Consider the following 21,096-nt stretch of genomic DNA (forward strand, 5'->3'; position numbering starts at 1 on the left):
GGAGACCCTCATGCTCGACCGCCGTACCCTGCTTGCCGCGCTGGCCGCGACATCCGCCATTGCCGGGGCCCGTTCGCCCGCGCGCGCCATGCTGGCCGATACGTCCGGCGGCGAAGGCGCGAAACTCACCGCGATCTACGAACGCATCTACGACATGCTCGTCGACCAGGACCCCGAATTCGCAACGGCGCTCGGTCTCGACAAGGGCGATAATGCAGCGGCCAAATCGAAGCTCGCCGACCGCTCGCCGGCGGGGATCAAGCGCGGCCACGACCTCTATCGTACAGGGCTCGCAGAACTGAAAAAGATCGACGTCTCAAAGCTCTCGGGCATGGATCTCGTAAACTATGAAACCTTCCGCGGTCCGTGGGAAGATTATGTCAAAGCCTATGATACGTTCAGCTACGGCCTCCATAGCTGGCCCGAACCGCACCCGGTGACGCAGCTCAGCGGCTCCTATCGTTCGGTCCCCGATTTCCTGATCAACCAGCACAGCATCGCGAACGCCGCCGATGCCGAGGCCTATCTGGCGCGCTGCAATGATTTCGCGGCGCAACTCGACAACGAGACGGGGCGCATCAAGGCCGACCATGCCGCAGGCATCATCCCGCCCGATTTCGTGATCGACCGCACGCTCGGGCAGTTCGACCGCATCTGGGCGCCCGCACCCGCCGCAAACGGGCTGGCGACCAACCTTGCCGCCAAGACGAAGGATATCCCGGGCGACTGGGCCGCGCGCTGCGCCGCAATCGTCAAGGACCGCATCTATCCCGCGATGCGTCGCCAGGCGGACGAGCTTAAGGCCGTTCGGCCCCGCGCGACGCACGACGCCGGTGTGTGGCGCCTGCCCAAGGGCGACGAATATTACGCCTATGCGCTTCGTTTCGCGACAACGACCGGGATGTCGGCCGAGGAGGTACACAAGCTCGGGCTCGACCGCGTCGCCGAACTCAGCGCACGCGCCGATGCGATCTTCAAGGCGCAGGGCATGACCAAGGGAACCGTCGCCGAACGTATGCGCGCGCTCGGCAAGGATCCGCGCTTCCTTTATCCGAACACCGACGCCGGCAAGGAAAAGCTGATCGCCGAACTCAACTCCCAGATGCAGGCGATCCAGGCGCGGCTACCCGAAGCCTTTGGTCGCCTGCCCAAGGCGAAAGTCGAAATTCGCCGCGTCCCCGCCGATATCGAGGACGGCGCGACGGGCGGCTATTACCAGATCCCCGCGCTCGACGGCTCGCGTCCCGGCGCTTACTATATCAACCTGCGCGACACCGCCGAAAACCCGAGCTGGACGTTGCCGACGCTGACCTATCACGAGGCGTCGCCCGGCCATCACCACCAGATCGCACTCGCACAGGAAGCGACAGGCATTCCGCGCCTTCGCCGCCTGCCCGCCTACTCAGTCTATACCGAGGGTTGGGGCCTGTATGCCGAACAGCTCGCCGACGAAATGGGTGTCTATGAAAACGACCCGTGGGGCCGGCTCGGCTATCTGCAAAGCTATATGTTCCGTGCCGCGCGCCTCGTCGCCGACACCGGGCTGCATCACTATAAATGGACGCGCGAGAAAGCGATCCAATATTATAACGATGCGCTCGGCACCCCCGAACCGTCGAATATCACCGAAATCGAACGCTATTGCGTGTGGCCGGGGCAAGCGACGAGCTATATGGTCGGGCAAACGAGCTGGGTCCGCATCCGCGAAAAGGCAAAGGCGACGCTTGGCGACAAGTTCGATCTTCGCGGCTTCCACGACACCGCCCTGTCGGCGGGCGCGATGCCCATTTCGGTCCTCGACTCGGTCATCGCGCGCTGGACTGACGCGCAAAAAGCCTGATCGCACGATAGGCCCTTCGCCTGCGCGAACAGGCGAAGGGCCTTAGTTCTGGAAGATTGCGGGCGTTCCGGGCTTCACCATCTGTGCAAGACGCGCGGCATCCCAGTTGGTCAGCCTGACGCAGCCATGGCTTTCGGCGCGGCCGATCGTATGCGGCTCGCTCGTTCCGTGAATGCCATAATGTGGCTTGTTGAGGTCGAGCCACACGACGCCGACCGGACTGTTCGGCCCGGGTTGCAGCAACACCGCTTCCTTGCTGTTGCTCACATCCCAGAACAGCTTGGGATTGTAATGAAAATCGGGATTGCGGCTAACGCCCTGAATCTTCCAAGTGCCGATCGGCAGCGGATCATGACTACTGCCCATCGTCGCGGGGAATTGCGCGATCAGCTTGTCGCCATCATCATAAACCTTCAGCACGCCATCCGATTTGTCGACGACGACCTTTGCCGCCGCCACCTGCTGCGGCGCGACACCTAGCCGCTCGAGCGTGCCGTTCCAGCCGCGCTCGTCCTTTTCCATATTCGCGACATCGACGTCGGGGATATTGGGAACGCGAAACGGACGCCCTGCGCCGACGAGCGTCGACGGACTGTTCAGCGCGACGAGCGTCTCGGGCGTCGTATGGAAACGCTCGGCGAGCGCTTCGGTCAGGTTGCGATATCCCAGCGCGGGTAATTTGGCTTGGTCGGCCGCCTCCTTGGGAAAGGCGGGAACGAACGGCCCTTTCGCAAAGCCGGCGGGTATGACGACCATCCGCGTCGCCGGTATATTGCCTGCTTCTTGCAGCGCCTGCCCGGTCGCCGCGTCGAGTTTGCCGCTGACGTCCAGACCACGCGCGGTCTGAAAACCGCGAAGCGCCGCGACATAGGATTGTCCTTCCTTCCCGTCGATCACACCGGGCGAAAAACCGAGACGGTCAAGTTGCACCTGCGCACGAAGGATCGGCGTCTCGGCGAAGGGCGCCGCGTTTTTTGCATCCTCGAAGCGTAGCGAGTCCGGCGCGGCAGCGGTCGCCGGCGCCTGTTCTGACGTCGCCTTGTCGGGGGCCGCATTACAGCCCGAGACCAGCAACAGACACGGTATAATCAAGATAGGTTTCAAATGCTTGTCCTCGCAGCTTGAACAGGATTAACGATCCTGTTCGCGAAAGGATGCGCGACAAGAGGACGCGGAGGGCCGAAGCGCGTGCTCAGCCTTCCGCTTTTTCGGGCGCAACCTTTGCCGCCAGCACCCGATGGCGCAAGACGTCCCAGTCGGGAAAGCGCCAGAAGGTCGGGCTGTCGCGGCCGATGATCCGAGGATGCTCCGCCGACGGCGCAATCGCGCGATCGACGGGGTTGATCTCGGCGAGCGCGTCGCAGTCGAAAAACGCCCGGACGATCACCTCTTCGTCGGCCTCGCCGGCGCTGCCGACGACAATGCCAAGTTCGCCCGTCGACAGCCGGACGAGTGTACCGACCGCATAAATGCCCAGGCTGTCGGCAAAACGATCGAGCAGCGCGGGATCGAAATGGCCCTTCCATTTCTGCATCTCGGTCAACGCCTCGCACGGCGTCCATGCCGTCTTGTACGGCCGGTTCGACGTCACCGCGTCATAGACGTCGCAAATCGCGCCCATACGCGCCGCCAGCGACAATTGCTCGCCCTTCAATCCGCCCGGATATCCGGTGCCGTCGATCTTCTCATGGTGCCGCAGGCAAAGTTCCAGCGCCAGTTCGGGCGCGCCGCGCGAACTCGCGAGCAATCGGTGCCCGGCGGCCGGATGCCCCCGCACCGACTGCATCTCGCCTTTCGACAGGGCCCCGGGCTTGTTCAATATCTCGTCCGACACGGCAACCTTGCCGACATCGTGGAGCAGGCCCGCCACTCCCAGATCCTCGACCTCCTGCGGATCGAGCTCCAGGTGCCGCGCGAAATTGATCATCAGCGCGCAGACGGCGACCGAATGGAGATAGGTATATTGATCCTTTTCCTTCAGGCGGACGAGATTGATCAGCGCCTTCGCATCGCGTTCGATCGACGCGCCGATCGAGCTGGCTAGGCGCACCATGCGCCGAACCTCGACCGCGCGCCCCAATCGCGCGGCGTCGAACATATCGGTGACGGCGCCGCGCGTCCGGTCGATGACCTGCTTCGCGCGGCGACATTCTCCGGCATAGCCGCGGCGCGGGCGCGGCGCCGCGCGATCCTCGGGATCGGGTGCCGCAAACGTCGTTCGCGAACGCGGGCGCAAGGCGTTGGCCAGCGGCTTTCGCCACGCCCGCGAGGCGTTTCGCCGCGGCGCGCGCTCGCGCTTATCGTCTCGCTTACTTTCGGACGGCGCCAGCCCGCGATCGGGATCGATCATCAGCGCCTCGATACCCGAACTGCGAATGCGCTCCAGCTGCTCGGCGGTTTCGACCCGGAAATTGGATCGCCAGAACGGGTGATCGAACCACGACCCTTCAAAGGCGTGGACGAACATGCCGATTTCGACGTCCTGCGGATCAATTCTTACAAGCATTATGGTCCCGTTGCGGCCGCCTGATAGGCACGCACCTTTCCCAATACGGCACGCTATGTGCCACTTTAAATGCGCCGGCAAGGAATCGTTAACCTTAGTCCCCCGCGAAATCGAACGCGCTTACCCCGCGTTCGCCCTCGCGGAAGCGTAGCGGACGGCCCAGCGGCGGCATCGAGCGCTGGACGCAGCCGGTGCGCGTGCAGCGACGGCAGCCCAGCCCGATCGGTGTCGCGGGACTGCGCATAAGATCGATCCCGCGCGCCGCGATCAACGGAGCCGCAACCTTGGCATCGACGCCGACGCAGACCGCAAAGCGCGCCGGCGTCCCGCTGCCCGTGGCGCCGGGCGCGGCGACCGAGCGGCTCTGTGTGAACCAGCGCGATCCGTCCTCCAATTCGACCAGGTCGGCGACGACCTCGCCGGGGCGGGCGAACGCTTCGTGGACGCCCCACAGCGGGCAGCGCGCGTCGCCGTCGACCAGCGGCGACTGGCTTGCACCGGCATAACGTTTGCTTCCCTGCCCCGCGCGATCGACGCGCAGCATGAAGAAGGGCAGCCCGCGCGCGCCGACGCGCTGCAAGGTGGTCAGTCGGTGCGCCACCTGCTCATACCCCGCGCCGAAACGTCGCTGGAGCAGCAGTAGATCATATCCCGTCGCGTCGCATGCGCGCAGGAACCGGCTGTACGGCATCATCAGCGCCGCGGCGAAATATTGGATCAGATGGCGCTCGAACAGCTTGGCCGCGGCGGTCTCGGCAAATTCGGCACCCGCGACGAGCGCGTCGATCTCGGCCTTCGCCTCGATCTGCGCCAGCGTCGCCGCCGCCTGAAAGGTGCGCGAGGCGGGGCGTAGCAGCTCGCTCAGCATAAGTTGCCGCGCGTGCCAGTCGAGCCAGCGGAGCCGGTCGGGCATCACGTCGCTCGGCAGGATGCGGATACCAAGCTGGTGGCGGGTGCGCAGCCGCTCGGAAATCGTACCATACAGGTCGCCACCCGCAAGTCGCAGCTCGTCGGCCAGTTCCTCGGCCCGCACGTCGAGGTCGGGGAAATGGTTGCGCCATTTCTCGATCGCGCGGCGCACGGCGGCAACTTCGGGCGCCTCGGCTTCACCCGCCGCACGGGCCTCGGGCGCCGCGTCGAATAACCGTGCAAAGGCCGCGGCGGTCGCTGGCGCGCTCTGCATCCATTCCTCGACCTCCTGCGCGCCGATCCCGAGGTCGGCAAAACGCGCATCGGCCAACCGGCGCCGCAGCCCGGCGAGCCCGCCCGGCACATCCTCCGCGCCCAGCTTCGCCGCATCGAAACCGAACCGTTCGGCCAGCTTGACGATCACCGTGGCGCTGAGCGGCCGCTGCCCATGCTCGATCAGGTTGAGATAGCTTGGCGAGATATCGAGCGCCTCGGCCATCGCCGCCTGCGTCATCCCCGCCTCGCGCCGCACCTTGCGCACCGCGGGTCCCGCAAACACTCGCCGCTCCGCCATAGTTTTGTAACTTTCTTTACTAATTTACACGCATTTTTACACCTAAACGCCATATTTCACAATTATTATTGACAAAGCTTTTCACTTTGCGCGGCACTTTCGCCAACTTCCACCCATCACCTCCGCACAAGGATCAAGACGATGGGTTATCAGGAAGACATGGCGCAGGCAGGCCGCCTCATCCGCGATTACGACGGCACATGGGACGGCATCAGCGGCGAAAGCATCGCCCGCATGCGCGCCCAGAACAAGTTCCGCACCGGCCTCGACGTCGCCCGCTACACCGCGCGCATCATGCGCGCCGACATGGCCGCCTATGACGCCGACCCCGCGAACTACACCCAGTCGCTCGGCTGCTGGCACGGTTTCATCGCACAGCAGAAGATGATCTCGATCAAGAAGCATTTCGGGACCGTCAAGGGCCGCTACATCTATCTCTCGGGCTGGATGATCGCCGCGCTGCGCAGCGAATTCGGTCCGCTGCCCGACCAGTCGATGCACGAAAAGACCAGCGTTCCGGCGCTGATCGAGGAAATCTACACCTTCCTGCGTCAGGCCGACGCCCGCGAACTCGGCATGCTGTTCCGCGATCTCGACGCCGCGCGTGCCGAGGGCGACGAACTCAAGGCCAAGCAGGTTCAGGCCGCGATCGACAACCATGAAACGCACGTCGTGCCGATCATCGCCGACATCGACGCGGGTTTCGGCAATGCCGAGGCGACCTATCTGCTCGCCAAGAAGATGATCGAGGCCGGTGCCTGCGCGCTGCAGATCGAAAATCAGGTCTCGGACGAGAAGCAGTGCGGCCATCAGGACGGCAAGGTCACCGTTCCGCACGAAGACTTCATCGCGAAGATCCGCGCCTGCCGTTACGCCTTCATGGAACTTGGCGTCGAGGACGGCATCATCGTGACGCGCACCGACAGCCTCGGCGCGGGCCTCACCAAACAGATCGCCTTCTCGAAAGAAGCCGGCGACCTCGGCGACCAGTATAACAGCTTCCTCGATTGCGAAGAGGTCGAAGGCGCGGGCAACCCGGGCGACGTCCTGATCAACCGCGACGGCAAGCTGGTACGCCCGAAGCGCCTGCCCTCGAACCTCTATCAGTTCCGTTCGGGAACCGGCGAGGACCGCTGTGTCATGGACTGCATCGCGAGCCTGCAGAACGGCGCTGACCTGCTCTGGATCGAAACCGAAAAGCCGCACATCGAACAGATTGCCGGCATGGTCGACCGCATCCGCGAAGTCGTCCCCAATGCGAAGCTCGCTTACAATAATTCGCCGAGCTTCAACTGGACGCTGAACTTCCGCCAGCAGGTGTTCGACGCTTGGGAGAAGGACGGCAAGGACGTCAGCGCCTATGACCGCGCCAAGCTGATGAGCGTCGACTATGACGGCACGGAACTGGGCGACGAAGCCGACAACCGCATCCGCACTTTCCAGCGCGATTCGGCGAAGCGGGCAGGCATCTTCCACCACCTCATCACCCTGCCCACCTATCACACGGCGGCGCTCAGCACCGACAATCTCGCCAAGGAATATTTCGGCGACGAAGCGATGCTCGGTTACGTCAAGGGCGTCCAGCGCGCCGAGATCCGCCAGGGCATCGCCTGCGTGAAGCACCAAAATATGTCGGGCAGCGACATCGGCGACGATCACAAGGAATATTTCGCCGGCGAAGCCGCCCTGAAAGCGGCCGGTAAAGACAATACGATGAACCAGTTCGCCGCGTAAACGAGTTAGACGCGGGGGCCCGTTGCACCCCCCGCGTCGCCCATCTTGGCGCGGGGGCCAGCGACCCGACCCCCGTGCCTCCCAAGCTTTCCTGGGGAGGAAAGCCTGTCCGCCGGAAGCCCTTGCGCTTCCGGCGGACATTTTTATTGCGACGCGGCTTCTTCGCCGCGCGTCTTGACCAGCGACCAGATGATCCCGCCGGCGATCAGGGCAACTGTCACGCCCAGACTGACGAGCGGCGGGAACTTTGCGCCGCCCAGCACAAAGTCGGCGACGAAGATCTTCGATCCGATGAAGACGAGCACCAGTGCCAGCGCATATTTGAGATAATGGAAACGGTGCACCATCGCCGACAGCGCGAAGTAGAGCGCGCGGAGGCCAAGGATCGCCATGATGTTCGACGTATAGACGATGAACGTATCGGTGGTGATGGCGAAAATCGCCGGCACGCTGTCGACCGCGAACACGAGGTCGGCGAGGTTGATCACGACGAGTGCGAGGAACAGCGGCGTCGCGGCGAGCACCAGCTTGCCCGTCTTCGTATCGGGAACGCGCACGAAGAATTTCTCGCCGTGCAGCCCGTCGGTCAGCGGAATGTGCCGCGACAGCCATTTTACGACCGGATTTCCCTTCACGTCCATCGGCGTGTCGCTCGCGAACAGCATCTTCACGCCGGTGAAGATGAGGAATGCCGCAAAGATATAAAGCACCCAGCCATATTCGGTGACCAGCGCCGCGCCGCCCGCGATCATGATACCGCGGAGCACAATGACCGCAACGATACCCCACAGGAGCGCGCGATACTGGTAGCGCGGCGGGATCGCGAAGGTCGTGAAAATCAGCGAGATGACGAAAATATTGTCGATCGACAACGCCTTCTCGATGAAGAAGCCGGTGTAATATTGCAGGCCCGCCTCGCCGCCCTTGGCGGCCCAGACCCACGCGCCGAATGCCATTGCGATACCGATGTAGAAGGCAGAGAGCTTCAAACTCTCGCCAATCCCCATCTCCTTGTTTTCCTTGTTGAGGATACCAAGGTCGAAAGCGGTCAGCGCGATCACGAGCGTGATGAACGAAAGCCAGAACCAGGCCGGGGTACCCAGCCAGTCGGCGAACAGAAATTCCATGATCTTTTCCCTGGATATGCCGGGAGCGCCGCCTTTCGGCAGCGCCCTCGATCGTCATTCTTTTGGGATTAGCGTGCCAGCGCCGGTCGCAGCGACGGGCGGAGCGCCAACCCCGCAAGCCGCTCCTTGACCGCGAGCTTCAACGTCTTCAGCCGCAACAGGCGAAACGGATCGGCACCGCGCTGGCGCGCTTCGCGCCGTTCGGCCTCGTCGAGTTGGCGATGGAGCTGGGTCAGACGATAGAAATTGGGATTGAACATCATAAAAAGGGCCTCCTGATCGAAAAATCAAGCAGGTGACGCCGATGCCGGGACCCCAGGAAACAGGGGGGAGATAGGGCCAGAGCATCGGGGTCACCCGATGCGGTCCGACATCACGTGGCGGGAAATTTCCCGCCGACGCCAGAGGGGCCCGGCCCGCATTTCTCTTATGTAGGGAGCGTGCCCGCTGCTTGCAAGTCCCCCCGCGCCGCGCCACGCTGTATCGATAAAAGGAGCAATCTCGATGAGCGTCATAATCGCGAAGGACGGACCGGTGACGATCGTTACGATCGACCGGCCGGAAAAGCGCAACGCGGTCGATCCCGCCACCGCCGACGGGCTGCGCGAGGCCTTCGCCGCCTTTGCGGCCGACACGGAAGCAAGGGTCGCGATCCTGACCGGCAGCGCGGGCCATTTCTGCGCCGGATTCGACCTCGGCGCGGTCGGCACCAGCCGATACGATCCCGACGGTCCCGGCCCGATGGGTCCGACCCGGATGCTGCTTGAAAAACCCGTGATCGCCGCGGTCGAGGGCCACGCCGTCGCGGGCGGGCTCGAACTCGCGCTGTGGTGCGATCTTCGCGTCGCCGCCGCCAGCGCGATCTTCGGTGTCTATTGCCGCCGCTGGGGCGTGCCGTTGATCGACGGCGGCACCGTCCGCCTGCCGCGTATCGTCGGACAAGGCCGCGCGCTCGACATGATCCTGACCGGCCGCCCCGTTACCGCCGACGAAGCGCAGCGGATCGGCCTCGCCGACCGCGTCGTCGCCGAAGGCGAAGCACTCGCTGCCGCGATCGATCTTGCGAAACAGATCGCCGCCTTCCCGCAAATCTGCATGAACAGCGACCGGATCAGCGCCTGTCGCCAGTGGGATTTCGATATCGAAGGCGCGCTGGCATATGAAGCGCACGCTGGCGTCGCCCCCTTGCGCGAAGGCGCGGAGGCCGGCGCGAAGCGCTTTACCGAAGGCACCGGACGCGGCGGCAGTTTCGCCGATTTCAAGGGGGAATGACGATGAAGATGTCCAAGATATCGATCGCAGCCGCGCTGCTCACCTTGCCCCTGCCCGCGATGGGACAAGCCACCGACATCCCCGCCGCCGTCTATACCGATCCGCCCACCGACAAGGCGCACCCTGCTGCGATGGAAGTCGTCCACATCCCGAGCGGCGCGGTGAAGATCAACGGCGTCGTCTATGTCGCGCAAGGCGCCGGCCCGCATCCGACGGTCATCCTCTGTCATGGCTTGCCCGGCAACGAAAAGAGCCTTGATCTAGCGCAGGCGATGCGCCGCGCGGGCTGGACCGTCATCACCTTCAACTATCGCGGCTCGTGGGGCAGCCCCGGCGAGTATCGCTTTTCTCAAAATCTGGAAGATGCAGACGCGGTGCTCGCTTTCGCCCGCGATCCCGTCAATGCCGCGAAGCTGCGGATCGATCCGAAACGTCTCGTCATCATGGGCCACAGCATGGGCGGATGGGTCACCGCACTTACCGCCGCGCATGACAAGGCGTTGCTCGGCGCCGCGATGATCTCGGCGGGCAATATGGGCTGGCTCGGCAAGCTGCCGCGCGAGCAGGCGGTGAAGGCGCTGCGCAGCAACGGCATGGAGGCGCTCGCCGGGACGACGCCCGAAATCATGGCCGACGAAATCATCGCCAACACCGACCGCTTCGACTTCGTGAAGGCCGCGCCGCAGCTCACCGGAACCAGCCTGTTCGTCCTGACGTCGAACGACGGGCTGGCACCGATGAGCAACGCCTTGTCGGCCGCGATCGGCAAGAACGGTGGCGGCGCAAAGCTCAGGACGCTGCACGTCGCGACCGACCATAGCTGGTCTGACGCCCGCGTGCGGTTGCAGGCCGAGATTCTGGGGTGGCTCGAGACCCTCAAAGCCGGGAAATGATCCACCCCACGCGCTGCCGTCACGACGCAGACAAGGTCGCGATCAACCGACCCGATCGAAACGGGTCGTTTCCAGTTTTTGACGGCTGTCGGCGGACCAGACAATCGTTTCGGTCATCGATTTCAGATCCTTGGCGACGGTGTAGACTCGCGTCGACACACGGGTGCCGGCCTTCCCCAATGTCATGACCAACGTGTCGGGCGCCGGCTGGCGCAGGGCAACGCTGTCGATGAAATCCATATTGCCGGTGATCGGGACGGCGACGCCATCGAGAGCGGCGGTCGATTCCGAATGCCTGCTGGACCCGTCCGGCGCGACGATTTCGACACGCGTCGTCCATTTTCCGTCCGGCGATGGGCGGAACGTCATCGTCACCCGCTGGGGACGCTCATTTTCCGGCATCTCCGATGCGTCGAGCGACCAGCTCCCGACCAGCGGCATCTGCTGGGACGCCGCGCTGTAAACGGCATTGGATGTTCCGGCCTGGTCGGTGGGCGGGACCGCTGCGAACATCAATCCAGCGGCGGTCAAGGGTATTGCGATAAGCATGGCGATCTTTCCTTTCGAACCACGAACCCCGACGGTTGCGGTGCGCGCCAACTCCTCCATTGCGGAGCGCTGTCCCGAAAGATCGATATTTTCGTCACAAGTTTTTTGGAGGTCCAGAAGACGCGCCAATTCGCGGCTGCTCCCTACACCCGTCTTGCGACGCGCGGTGCGCAAACGCTCATTGATCGACGTTTCCGAACGATCCAGACGCGCTGCGATCGTCTTCACCGTATGCCCGGCAGCCAACAGCCGCAGAATTTCGACTTCCCGGTCGGTAAGCCTAGCGGACAAGCCGGGCATGGGATGGTTGGCAGACATATGATGCTGCTCACCATAGCCTTACGAACAGGTCCATCCCAATTTATTTGGAGAGCGGTCGCCGGCGCGAACCGGCGCCCCGCATCGCCACCCTATCCTTTGGGCATCAACTTCATCGTCATCGCCGTCAGCGCCTCTGTCGCGGTCGAGATCACCGCGGGGGCGTCGGGGGCCCAAAAGGGCGAGTGCAGGCTCGGCAGCGTGCGCCCTTCCTTTTGCGCCGCGTCATATTCGGCCTGCGGCACACCGCCGACCCAGACGATCAGGCTCTTCACATCCTTGTGCTCGTCGCGCGAATAGCGGCTGAAATCCTCGCCACCCATCACCGGCGGCATCTTGACGACGCGGTCGCTGCCGAAACTGGTGGTGAGATAGGCCGCCATCTCCTCGGTGAAATCGACCGTATTGAAGGTTGCGGGGGTATATTCGTCCTTCTGGACCGACACGACGGGCATCTTGTCTTCGGGAATACCCGCAGCAATCGCCTCGCCCTTGGCAATGCGCGCGATGCCGTCGAGCAAGTGATCGCGGACCTCGTCGCTATAGCTGCGCACCGTCAGTTGCAGCTTCGCCTCGTCCGAAATGATATTGTGCTTGGCGCCGGCGTGGAAGCTGCCGACGGTCACCACCGCACTGTCGAGCGGGCTGATTTCGCGCGACACCAGAGTCTGGAGCGCGCCGACGATCCGGCTCGCCAGAACGATCGGATCCTTCGTGGTCTGCGGATAGGCGCCGTGACCGCCAACCCCTTTCACGCTGATATCGACGCTGTCGACATTGGCGAGCGCATAGCCGGGCGTATAGCCGATCTTGCCTGCGGGGAACTGGGCAGCGTCGTGGAATGCGAGAGCATATTGCGGTTTGGGAAAGCGCGTGTAGAGCCCGTCGGCGAGCATCATCCGCGCGCCCGCGCCGCGTTCTTCGGCGGGCTGGCCGATCATCACCAGCGTGCCCGACCATTTCGCCTTGTTCGCCGCCATCAGCCGCGCGACGCCGATCCATGCAGTCATATGCGTATCGTGACCGCACGCGTGCATCACGCCGGTTTCGACGCCTTCCTTCGTGGTCACACGCACCTTGGAAGCGCCCGGCAGACCCGTCTGCTCGGTCACCGGCAGGCCATCCATGTCGGCGCGCACCAGCACCACCGGCCCCGGACCGTTTTCCATCACCGCGACGACACCGGTGCCGCCCACCTTCTCGGTTACCTTAAACCCCAGCTTGCGCGCTTCGGCGGCGAGGATGCCCGCCGAGCGCACTTCCATGAAGCTGAGTTCGGGATTGGCGTGCAGATCCTTGTAGATCGCCATCAGCGACGGCATCTGCTTTTCGACCTCGCCGCGCAGCGTCTGCGCCGAAGCCGGTACGGCAAGAGCCAGCGCAGCCGCGCCCGTCCACAAAATCCGCATCATCATTTTCCCCTGTTTATGTGCCTGTCAGCCCGCCGGGACCAGTTCGATCACGTCGAGCAACGATTCATAAGCGGGCGCAGGTAGCACCAGCCGCCAGCGATTGTCGCCGATCCGTTCGACCAGCCCCGCCATGTCACGCAAGCGGTCGCTGCCATAATTGACCGCCATCTTCTCGTCGCCAAGCTCGAGCGTGCCAAGGAAGACCTGCCGCTTCAGATTGTCGGGAAAGATCAGCCCGACGGGGCGCTGCGACCCCGTCAGCTTGGTCAGGCTCGACAATCCCTGTTCGGGGGCGACGCGGCAACGGAACCAGCCGTAAGCCACGTAGGACAGGCTGCTGCGTCCCTGCGCGCCGACCTTGATCGTCCGGCAACGGTAGTCGCCGGCGGGCAAATGCGGATTGGGCAGTGCCGCCGTCGGTTGCAGCAGCACCCCCTCGCGATCGATATCGGCGCCGAAACCCTTCGCGCGCGCGTCGGCGAGCGCCGCTTGCCAGCTGCTATACCAGCCGCGAATCCGCTCCTTGTCGACATCGGTCGCCGTTGCGCGCCAAGTGCCCGTTGTGTCCGACGGTGCGTCGGCCGACGACGGCGGCACCGGCGGCACTACCGACCGGCACGCGCCAAGGGTGACGACGAGCGCCACCGCCAAAACCCAAATGGTGCGACCCATGATTCTCCGTCTCTTCCCCGGCTTGTTGTGGTTAACCTTAGGAGGGCAAAGGAGATTGCTCAAGAGCGCAGCGGATCAGGCGGCCGTCCAGCCACCGTCGACGCTGAGGTTCGCGCCAGTGATGTTTGCGGCCTCGTCGCGCGTCAGGAAAGATGCGACGGCGGCCACCTGCTCGACGGTAACGAACTGTTTCGTCGGCTGCCCCGCGAGCAGGACGTCGTTGATCACTTGTTCGCGCGTCATACCCCGCGCCTTCATCGTGTCGGGGATCTGGTTCTCGACCAGCGGCGTCCAGACATAGCCCGGGCTGATGCAGTTCACCGTAATTCCGGCATCGGCGACTTCGAGCGCGACCGTCTTTGTCAGGCCGGCGAGGCCATGCTTCGCGGTGACATAGGCCGACTTGAACGGCGATGCGACGAGCGAGTGCGCCGACGCCGTGGCGATGATGCGCCCCCATTTCTTCCGGCGCATGACAGGCACCGCATGGCGGATCGTGTGGAATGCCGCGGTCAGATTGAGCGCGATGATCATGTCCCATTTCTCGACCGGGAAATCTTCGACCGGCGAGACGAACTGCATGCCGGCATTGTTGACGAGAATATCGACCCCGCCGAAATCGGCGTCGGCGCGCTTGAACATCTCCTCGATCTGTTCGGGCTTGGTCAGGTCGGCCCCATCATACGCGGCTTTGCCACCGCTGATCGTTTCCAGCCCCTTGCGCTCGGTTTCAATCGCATCGGTATCGCCAAACCCGTTGATGATGATCGAGGCGCCTTCGGAGGCAAAGGCCTTCGCAATGCCGAGCCCGATGCCCGACGTCGATCCGGTGACAAGGGCGGTCTTTCCTTTGAGGCGCATGGGAGAAATCCTTTCAATGGGGGAGAATGGAGAGATGAGAGATAAGGCCGGGCCGCTTCAACCATCCTTTGGTCTGAGGCCGTCCGATTGGACCGCGAAACTGTCGGATCGTCCTTCGGCAATGCTTTCGGCGAGCAGATGTCCGTCCTTCATCGCCGCCTCGACGGCAGCTCGGCCGAGCGCCCAATTGACCTCCATCGTCGAGCGCGAAAATTCGAAGTCGCGCGCTCCGGTCTGCCATTTCGGCGGCTCATGGATCAACTGGACAACGTTGAGCGCCTTGCAGTCGACCATCCGACGCACCGCTTTCACCTCGGGCAAATCGGCAAATTCGTCGGGCAGTTTCTGCAGCATGCGATCGATCAGCCGATGCTCCTTGCGACGCCGCACCAGCCCGTCGGAGATGCGCCGCGTGCGGCTGGAATAGCGGATATCCTTCTCGCGCGACCAGGCTTCCTCCAGGTCGTGCGGCCGCTCGCCCCGCGCGGGGAACAGGTCGACCTGGAACACCAGCATATCGTCATTCGCCGAGGCGACGACATGTTCGAGCGGCGTGTTCGACACGAGGCCCCCGTCCCAATACCATGTCCCGTCGATCTCGACCGGCGGCAGGCCCGGCGGCAGCGCGCCCGAGGCGAGAATATGTCGCGCATCGATCGTGTCGCATGTCGTGTCAAAATAGCGGAAATTGCCCGTCTCGACGGCAACGGCGCCGACCGACAGCCGCACCTTGCCATTGTTCACCCGGTCCCAATCGACCAGCCGGTCGAGCATCGCCACCAGCGGTGCGGTATCGTAGAAGCTCACCGCCTCCGGCGTCTGCCGCGCTGCGAAGGCGGGCGGCGGAAAGCGCGGGATGAAGAAGCCGGGGACGCCGAACGCCGCGACCTGCCCCGCCGCCGCCATATGCGTCCACTCGCGCGCCCAGTCATTGTCCACCATCGGCAGCGAAGGCAGCGCGGACGAGACGCCTTCCCAGAATTCGCGCATCTTTCCGACCGCCTGATCGCGCTCGTTCCCGGCGATGATCGCGGCGTTGACAGCGCCGATCGAGATGCCGGCAACCCAGTCGAGTTCGATGCCGAGTTCGATCAGCGATTCATACACCCCAGCCTGGAATGCCCCGAGCGCTCCGCCGCCCTGCAGGACGAGGACGACAAGGTCGGGAAGCGGCAGAGCGGCACGGGCGGAGCGGCGGGGCATGGACTCGCGATCCTTGGTTAGGAATGCGCGATTTGTGCACCGCAGCACATGCTATTGCAATGGCTTGTCGGCCGCGAAGCCCCTTCCAATTGATCGGCGCTGCTGTAACACTCAGGCGAGACCAGATCTTGCCGGTGGAGAAACCCGATGCGCCTCGACGATTATGATCCCGGAGACGATATTCGCGATCTGGGCCGCGGTGGTGGCGGTTTTGGCGGCGGCGGTGGCGGCGGCCTCGGCGGGCTGCTGATCGGCTTCCTGCCGATGCTGCTCGGCCGCAAGATGGGCTGTGGCACCATCCTGCTTCTTGGCGCGGTCGCTTTCTTCGTACTCGGCCCCGGCGCCAACATGCTGAGCACGGGCGGCGGCACGAGCGATCCGATGGCCGACAGCCGGAGCGGCGCCAATGTCGCTTGCGACACCGATGCCGAACGCTTTGCCTGCAACGTCTTCGGCTCGACGCATCAGGTCTGGGGCGAATTGATCAACGGTTATCGCAAGCCCACACTCAATTTCTTCACCGACCAGAATCGTTCGGGCTGCGGCGCGGCGCAGGCGGCGATGGGCCCCTTCTATTGCCCCGCCGATCAGGGCGTCTACCTCGACACCGCCTTCTTCCGCGAACTCGACCAGCGTTTCGGCGCGGCGGGCGATGCGGCGCAGGCTTATGTCGTGGCGCACGAAGTCGGCCACCATATCCAGACGATCAGCGGCACTTCGGATCGGGTCCGCAGTGCGCAGAGCCGTGCGTCGCAGGCCGAGGGCAATGCGCTGCAGGTCCGTATGGAATTGCAGGCCGATTGCTACGCCGGCGTCTGGGCCGCGCGCGCAAGGAACAGCGCCGGCCAGCCGGTGATGGAGGCGGGCGATATGGAAGAAGCGATGCGCGCCGCCAATGCGATCGGCGACGACACGCTGATGCGCTCGGCCGGACAGCGCCCCGTGCCCGAAAGCTTCACGCACGGAACGAGCGAACAACGCATGACCTGGCTGCGCCGCGGCCTGCAAACGGGGGATCCACGCCAGTGCAACGCTTTCGATACCGCCATCTGAACGCCGCGATCGCGGCAAGCCTTTTGGCGGTATCGCCGGCATCGGCCCAAACGCTTTATATCAAGGCCGGCCGGCTGATCGACGGCGTCTCGAACGAAGTGCGCACGGGCGAGTGCATCACCGTCGAGGGCGAGCACATCAAGGCGGTCGGCCCCTGCGGCAAGGCGCCCGATGGCGCGACGGTCGTCGACTGGTCGGGCTTCAACGTCCTCCCCGGCCTGATCGACCTGCACACCCACTTGGCCGACCTCGGCCAGAGCGCCGATCTCGCCGCGCCGATAAAGGCATCGCCTGCCGAAACCGCGCTGGTCGGGGCGCGCAACGCGCGCGTCACGCTCGACGCGGGTTTCACCAGCGCGCGCGACGTCGGCACCTATCGCGGCCTGACCGACGTGACGCTGCGCAATGCCATCGACCGCGGCGACGTGCCCGGCCCGCGCATGTGGGTTGCGGGCGCCTATATCACCATTCCCAAGGGCGGCGGCGAACTCAACGGCGTCGTGCCGAACGAAGAATTGCCAGCCGACATGCGCCTCGGCGTCGCTGCAACCCCCGAGGAAGCCGCAGCGAAGACGACATATCTGCTCGACCATGGCGCCGACTTCATCAAGACGATCGCGACCGGCGCGGTGCTCGCCATCGGCACCGAGCCCGGCGCGCCCGAATTGACCGTCGAACAACTGCGCGCGGTGGTAAGGGTCGCCCATGCTCGCGGCAAGAAGGTCACGGCCCATGCGCACGGCGCCATCGGCATCCAGAATGCAATCAACGCCGGCGTCGACAGCATCGAACACGCCAGCCTCGCCGACGAGGCGACGCTGCAGCTCGCGAAAAAGCGCGGCACCTGGCTCGCGATGGATATCTATAACGGCACCTATATCGACGATATCGGCACCAAAGAGGGCTGGCCCGAGGAATATCTCCGCAAGAACCGCGAAACGACCGATGCCCAGCGCGCCGCCTTCCGCCGTGCGGTCGAACTGGGCGTCAACATCGGCTACGCCACCGACGCCGGCGTCTATCCGCACGGGCTCAACGCGCGCCAGTTCCGCAATATGGTCAAATATGGAATGACGCCGATGCAGGCGATCCAGTCCGCCACCGGCCGCGCGTCGGAGGAAATGGGACGCAGCGACGTCGGTGCGATCGTCCCCGGTCGCTACGCCGATTTCGTCGCCGTAAAGGCCGATCCGCTCACCGACATCACCGTCCTCGAAAAGATCGACCATGTGATGAAGGGCGGCGCTATCGTCCGCTAGGACTTGTTCCGCTCGGCCGCATGCGCCTCGGCGCGGTCGAGCAGCAGCGCGAGATCCTCGCGGCTGATGTCGAACGTCTCACCCAGATCGTCGAGCGCCGCGTCGATATCGCCCATCAGCAGACCCGAAGCCGGCGCGGGCGCCAGCGCCTTGCCTTCGACGGGCTTCGCGCGGTGCGGATAGCTGTGGCCTGAAAAGCGGTGGAACAGCCAGCCAATCAGGGTCATCAGCAGCGAATTGGCGATCACGACGATCAGGAAATCCGCCACATGCGCCGAAAACAGCGCATAGCCGCCGAGTACTGCGCTGAGCGCCGCGGCCCCCCCGGGCGGATGCAGGCAGCGCAAGAGCGACATCGTCAGGATCGCCAGTGAAACCGCAACTGCGGCGGCAATCGCCGGATCGGGAAATATCCATGCGACGACCGCGCCAACCATCGCCGAAATGACATTGCCGCCGACGATCGACCAGGGCTGCGCGAGCGGGCTCGCGGGCACGGCGAACAGCAATACCGCCGAAGCGCCCATCGGCGCGACGATCCACGGCATCGACGCGGGGAACAGCGCGACACAGGTCAGCCCGACGAAACCGATGCCGATCAGCGCGCCGATGCTGGCGATCACGCGATCACGCAAGCTCGCGCCCGCCAGCAGCGGCACGAACAGGCGGCCGGTGTTCAATATGGCGCGGACCATCGCTTTCCTTCTCGTTCTTGGGCGATGGGCCCGATGGAGCCTTTCGCTCCCTCCCGCCAGCGAAATTTAGTTGGGATCGACGAAGCACCGTTTGGCGTGCCTTCGCGCTTGAACGCGCGGGCCGCTTCGCTAAAAACCGCTTTCATGCGAAACCAGATCCTCTGCAGCGCGATCGCGCTCGCCGCCGCCCTCTCCTCCCCCGCCTCCGCCCGCCCGATGACCGAGGTCGACCTTGCGACCTTGAAGCGCGTTGCAGCGCCGACCGCGTCGCCCGACGGCCGCTGGATCGTGTTCCAGATGACCGAGACCGAGGGTGAGACCTATAAGCGCTCGACCGGCCTCTGGATCGTCGACCGCAATGCGAAGGGCGCAAAGCCTGCCCCGATCGCCGACACGGCAGGCAAGAATGAAACAGCGCCCGCCTTCGACAAGGACGGCATCCTCTATTTCCTATCAAACGCGTCGGGTAAGGATCAGGTGTGGCGGATCGACCCCAAGGCGGACGCCGCCGCGACGCAGGTCACAGATACGCACGCCGATGTGTCGGGCTTCAAGATTTCGCCCGATGCGACCAAGCTGCTCGCTTGGGGCGACATTCCGAAGGAATGCACCGACTTCGGTTGCGACGCCAAGGACAAGGGCGCGCTGCCCGGTCCCGGCACCGGCCGCCTCTATAAAGACGGCGCGGGTTTCGTCCGCCATTGGGATCAGTGGGAAACCCCCGGCACCTACAGCCGCCCCTTCGTCTTCAACCTCTCGGGCGGCAAGGCGACCGCGGCGCGCCCAGTCGATGCCGGCCTTGTCGGCGACAGCCCGTCGAAGCCGTTTGGCGGCGGCGAAGAACTTGCATGGGGCGCCGACAGCCGCACCGTCTTCTTCACGCTGCGCAAGGCCGACCGCAACGAACCGACGTCGACCAATCTCGATGTCTATAGCTGGCTGGTCGACAGCCGGATGATGCCGGTCAATCTGACGCAGGACAATCAGGCAACCGACACGCTGCCGACGCCTTCACCCGACGGCAAATGGCTTGCTTATGCCGCGATGGCACGCCCCGGCTATGAGGCCGACCGGCAGGTGCTGATGCTGCGCAACCTCGAAAGCGGCGAAACGAAAAAGCTGACCGATGCGTGGGACCGCTCGGTCGCCTCGATCGCGTGGGCGGCGGACGGCAAATCGCTCTATGTCACCGCGCAGGACACGCTCGAACATCCGGTGTTCCGCATCGATGCGACAACGGGCAAGGTCGACAAGCTCAAGGCGACGACGGAAGCCTTCGAGGGCAATATCGGCGACGTCACCCCGCTTCCCGGCGGCGCGCTGCTCTATTCGCGCAACACCGCGCTCGCCCCGACCGATCTTTACGTCCGCGATGCAAAGGGCAAGGTCAGCCAGATCACCGCGGTCAATGCAGCAACACTCGCGCAGTTCGATCCGGTCGAAATGGACCGTATCCAGTTCGCGGGCGCAAATGGCGACAAGGTGTGGGGGATCATCCTGAAACCCGTCAGCCCCGTCCAGAAGCTGCCGGTCGCCTTCATCGTCCACGGTGGGCCGCAGGGCAGCTTCGGCAACGCATGGTCGACACGCTGGAACCCGCGCCTGTTCGCGCAGCGGGGCTATGGCGTCGTCAGCATCGATTTCCACGGCTCGACGGGATATGGTCAAGCCTTCACCGACAGCATCAACAAGGACTGGGGCGGCAAGCCGCTCGAGGATCTGAAGCTAGGACTTGCTGCTGCGGGCAAGCAAGACGCGCAGCTCGACCTCACTAACGCCTGCGCGCTCGGCGCCTCCTATGGTGGCTATATGATGAACTGGATCGCCGGCCAGTGGACCGACGGTTTCAAATGCCTCGTCCAGCATGACGGGGTCTTCGATGCGCGCGCAATGGCGTATGAAACCGAAGAACTCTGGTTCGACGAATGGGAACATGGCGGCCCCTATTTCCAGGTCCCCGAAGAATATGAGAAATGGAACCCGGTCCATCACGTGGCCAAGTGGAAGACCCCGATGCTGGTGATCACCAGCGAGAAGGACTTCCGCATCCCCTATACGCAGGGCCTTGCCGCCTTCACCGCACTCCAGCGTCGGAACATTCCGTCGCAGCTTCTCGTCTTCCCCGACGAGAACCACTGGGTGCTAAAGGGCGCGAACAGCGTCCAGTGGCACCAGACGGTGTTCAACTGGCTGGACAGCTATCTGAAGAAATGAGCCTT

The 21,096-nt window shown here is 64.1% G+C and carries 18 protein-coding genes; 7 read left to right on the forward strand and 11 right to left on the reverse strand.

From position 1 onward, the window contains the following. Positions 1-10: 10 nt before the first annotated feature. Positions 11-1,840, forward strand: coding sequence for a DUF885 domain-containing protein (locus BLW56_RS14445; RefSeq protein WP_093511362.1), 1,830 nt, complete (start codon positions 11-13; stop codon positions 1,838-1,840). Between the two features lie 42 nt (positions 1,841-1,882). Here BLW56_RS14445 and BLW56_RS14450 read toward each other — a convergent pair whose 3' ends face one another. The 3 genes from BLW56_RS14450 to BLW56_RS14460 form a co-directional block, all read right to left on the reverse strand. Beyond that, positions 1,883-2,932, reverse strand: coding sequence for a L,D-transpeptidase family protein (locus BLW56_RS14450; protein ID WP_256203478.1), 1,050 nt, complete (start codon positions 2,930-2,932; stop codon positions 1,883-1,885). Positions 2,933-3,032: 100 nt separating this feature from the next. After that, positions 3,033-4,346, reverse strand: a complete 1,314-nt coding sequence (locus BLW56_RS14455) for an HD-GYP domain-containing protein (RefSeq protein ID WP_093511364.1) — start codon at positions 4,344-4,346, stop codon at positions 3,033-3,035. A gap of 94 nt (positions 4,347-4,440) precedes the next feature. Then, complete coding sequence (locus BLW56_RS14460) at positions 4,441-5,829, reverse strand: helix-turn-helix domain-containing protein (RefSeq protein WP_093511365.1); 1,389 nt, start codon at positions 5,827-5,829, stop codon at positions 4,441-4,443. 141 nt (positions 5,830-5,970) lie between these two features. Between BLW56_RS14460 and BLW56_RS14465 the strand changes: the two genes are divergently transcribed. Continuing rightward, positions 5,971-7,563, forward strand: coding sequence for an isocitrate lyase (locus BLW56_RS14465; RefSeq protein ID WP_093511366.1), 1,593 nt, complete (start codon positions 5,971-5,973; stop codon positions 7,561-7,563). Positions 7,564-7,706: 143 nt separating this feature from the next. Here the strand turns inward: BLW56_RS14465 and BLW56_RS14470 are convergent, their stop codons facing one another. Together BLW56_RS14470 and BLW56_RS14475 are read right to left on the reverse strand one after the other, a co-directional pair. Continuing rightward, positions 7,707-8,690 carry a TerC family protein gene (locus tag BLW56_RS14470; protein ID WP_093511367.1) on the reverse strand — a complete coding sequence of 328 codons (984 nt, stop codon included), beginning with the start codon at positions 8,688-8,690 and terminating at the stop codon, positions 7,707-7,709. A 68-nt stretch (positions 8,691-8,758) separates the two neighbouring features. Then, positions 8,759-8,953 (reverse strand): DUF465 domain-containing protein, encoded by a 195-nt coding sequence (locus BLW56_RS14475; RefSeq protein WP_256203479.1) that lies wholly within the window; start codon positions 8,951-8,953, stop codon positions 8,759-8,761. A 241-nt stretch (positions 8,954-9,194) separates the two neighbouring features. On the opposite strand from BLW56_RS14475, the gene BLW56_RS14480 reads away from it, so the two are divergent. Continuing rightward, positions 9,195-9,962: a crotonase/enoyl-CoA hydratase family protein gene (locus BLW56_RS14480; protein WP_093511368.1), complete on the forward strand. Its 768-nt coding sequence runs from the start codon at positions 9,195-9,197 to the stop codon at positions 9,960-9,962. Positions 9,963-9,964: 2 nt separating this feature from the next. Then, the gene (locus BLW56_RS14485; RefSeq protein ID WP_256203480.1) at positions 9,965-10,855 is read left to right on the forward strand and encodes an alpha/beta hydrolase family protein; all 891 of its coding nucleotides are present in this window, start codon (positions 9,965-9,967) and stop codon (positions 10,853-10,855) included. A gap of 42 nt (positions 10,856-10,897) precedes the next feature. Here the strand turns inward: BLW56_RS14485 and BLW56_RS14490 are convergent, their stop codons facing one another. The 5 genes from BLW56_RS14490 to BLW56_RS14510 form a co-directional block, all read right to left on the reverse strand. Next, entirely contained in the window at positions 10,898-11,722 is an 825-nt protein-coding gene (locus BLW56_RS14490) for a helix-turn-helix domain-containing protein (RefSeq protein ID WP_256203481.1), read from the reverse strand. Positions 11,723-11,814: 92 nt separating this feature from the next. Beyond that, a complete protein-coding gene (locus BLW56_RS14495) occupies positions 11,815-13,134 on the reverse strand; it encodes an amidohydrolase (RefSeq protein WP_093511371.1) in 1,320 nt (439 codons plus the stop codon). A 24-nt stretch (positions 13,135-13,158) separates the two neighbouring features. Then, entirely contained in the window at positions 13,159-13,806 is a 648-nt protein-coding gene (locus BLW56_RS14500) for a DUF4893 domain-containing protein (RefSeq protein WP_093511372.1), read from the reverse strand. A gap of 75 nt (positions 13,807-13,881) precedes the next feature. After that, on the reverse strand, positions 13,882-14,667 hold the full coding sequence (locus BLW56_RS14505) for a 3-hydroxybutyrate dehydrogenase (protein ID WP_093511373.1): 786 nt from the start codon (positions 14,665-14,667) through the stop codon (positions 13,882-13,884). Between the two features lie 57 nt (positions 14,668-14,724). Continuing rightward, a complete protein-coding gene (locus BLW56_RS14510; RefSeq protein ID WP_093511374.1) occupies positions 14,725-15,870 on the reverse strand; it encodes a patatin-like phospholipase family protein in 1,146 nt (381 codons plus the stop codon). Positions 15,871-16,017: 147 nt separating this feature from the next. On the opposite strand from BLW56_RS14510, the gene BLW56_RS14515 reads away from it, so the two are divergent. Together BLW56_RS14515 and BLW56_RS14520 are read left to right on the forward strand one after the other, a co-directional pair. Continuing rightward, complete coding sequence (locus tag BLW56_RS14515) at positions 16,018-16,923, forward strand: KPN_02809 family neutral zinc metallopeptidase (RefSeq protein WP_093511375.1); 906 nt, start codon at positions 16,018-16,020, stop codon at positions 16,921-16,923. After that, positions 16,896-18,182: a metal-dependent hydrolase family protein gene (locus BLW56_RS14520; protein ID WP_093511376.1), complete on the forward strand. Its 1,287-nt coding sequence runs from the start codon at positions 16,896-16,898 to the stop codon at positions 18,180-18,182. The genes BLW56_RS14515 and BLW56_RS14520 overlap by 28 nt, the downstream gene beginning before the upstream one ends. Here BLW56_RS14520 and BLW56_RS14525 read toward each other — a convergent pair. Further along, complete coding sequence (locus BLW56_RS14525; protein ID WP_093511377.1) at positions 18,179-18,877, reverse strand: HPP family protein; 699 nt, start codon at positions 18,875-18,877, stop codon at positions 18,179-18,181. The genes BLW56_RS14520 and BLW56_RS14525 overlap by 4 nt on opposite strands. Before the next feature lie 144 nt (positions 18,878-19,021). Here BLW56_RS14525 and BLW56_RS14530 point away from each other — a divergent pair, with 144 nt between their 5' ends. After that, positions 19,022-21,091, forward strand: a complete 2,070-nt coding sequence (locus BLW56_RS14530) for a S9 family peptidase (protein WP_093511625.1) — start codon at positions 19,022-19,024, stop codon at positions 21,089-21,091. The last annotated feature ends 5 nt before the right edge of the window (positions 21,092-21,096 follow it).

The organism is Sphingopyxis sp. YR583, from assembly GCF_900108295.1.
GTDB lineage: Bacteria > Pseudomonadota > Alphaproteobacteria > Sphingomonadales > Sphingomonadaceae > Sphingopyxis.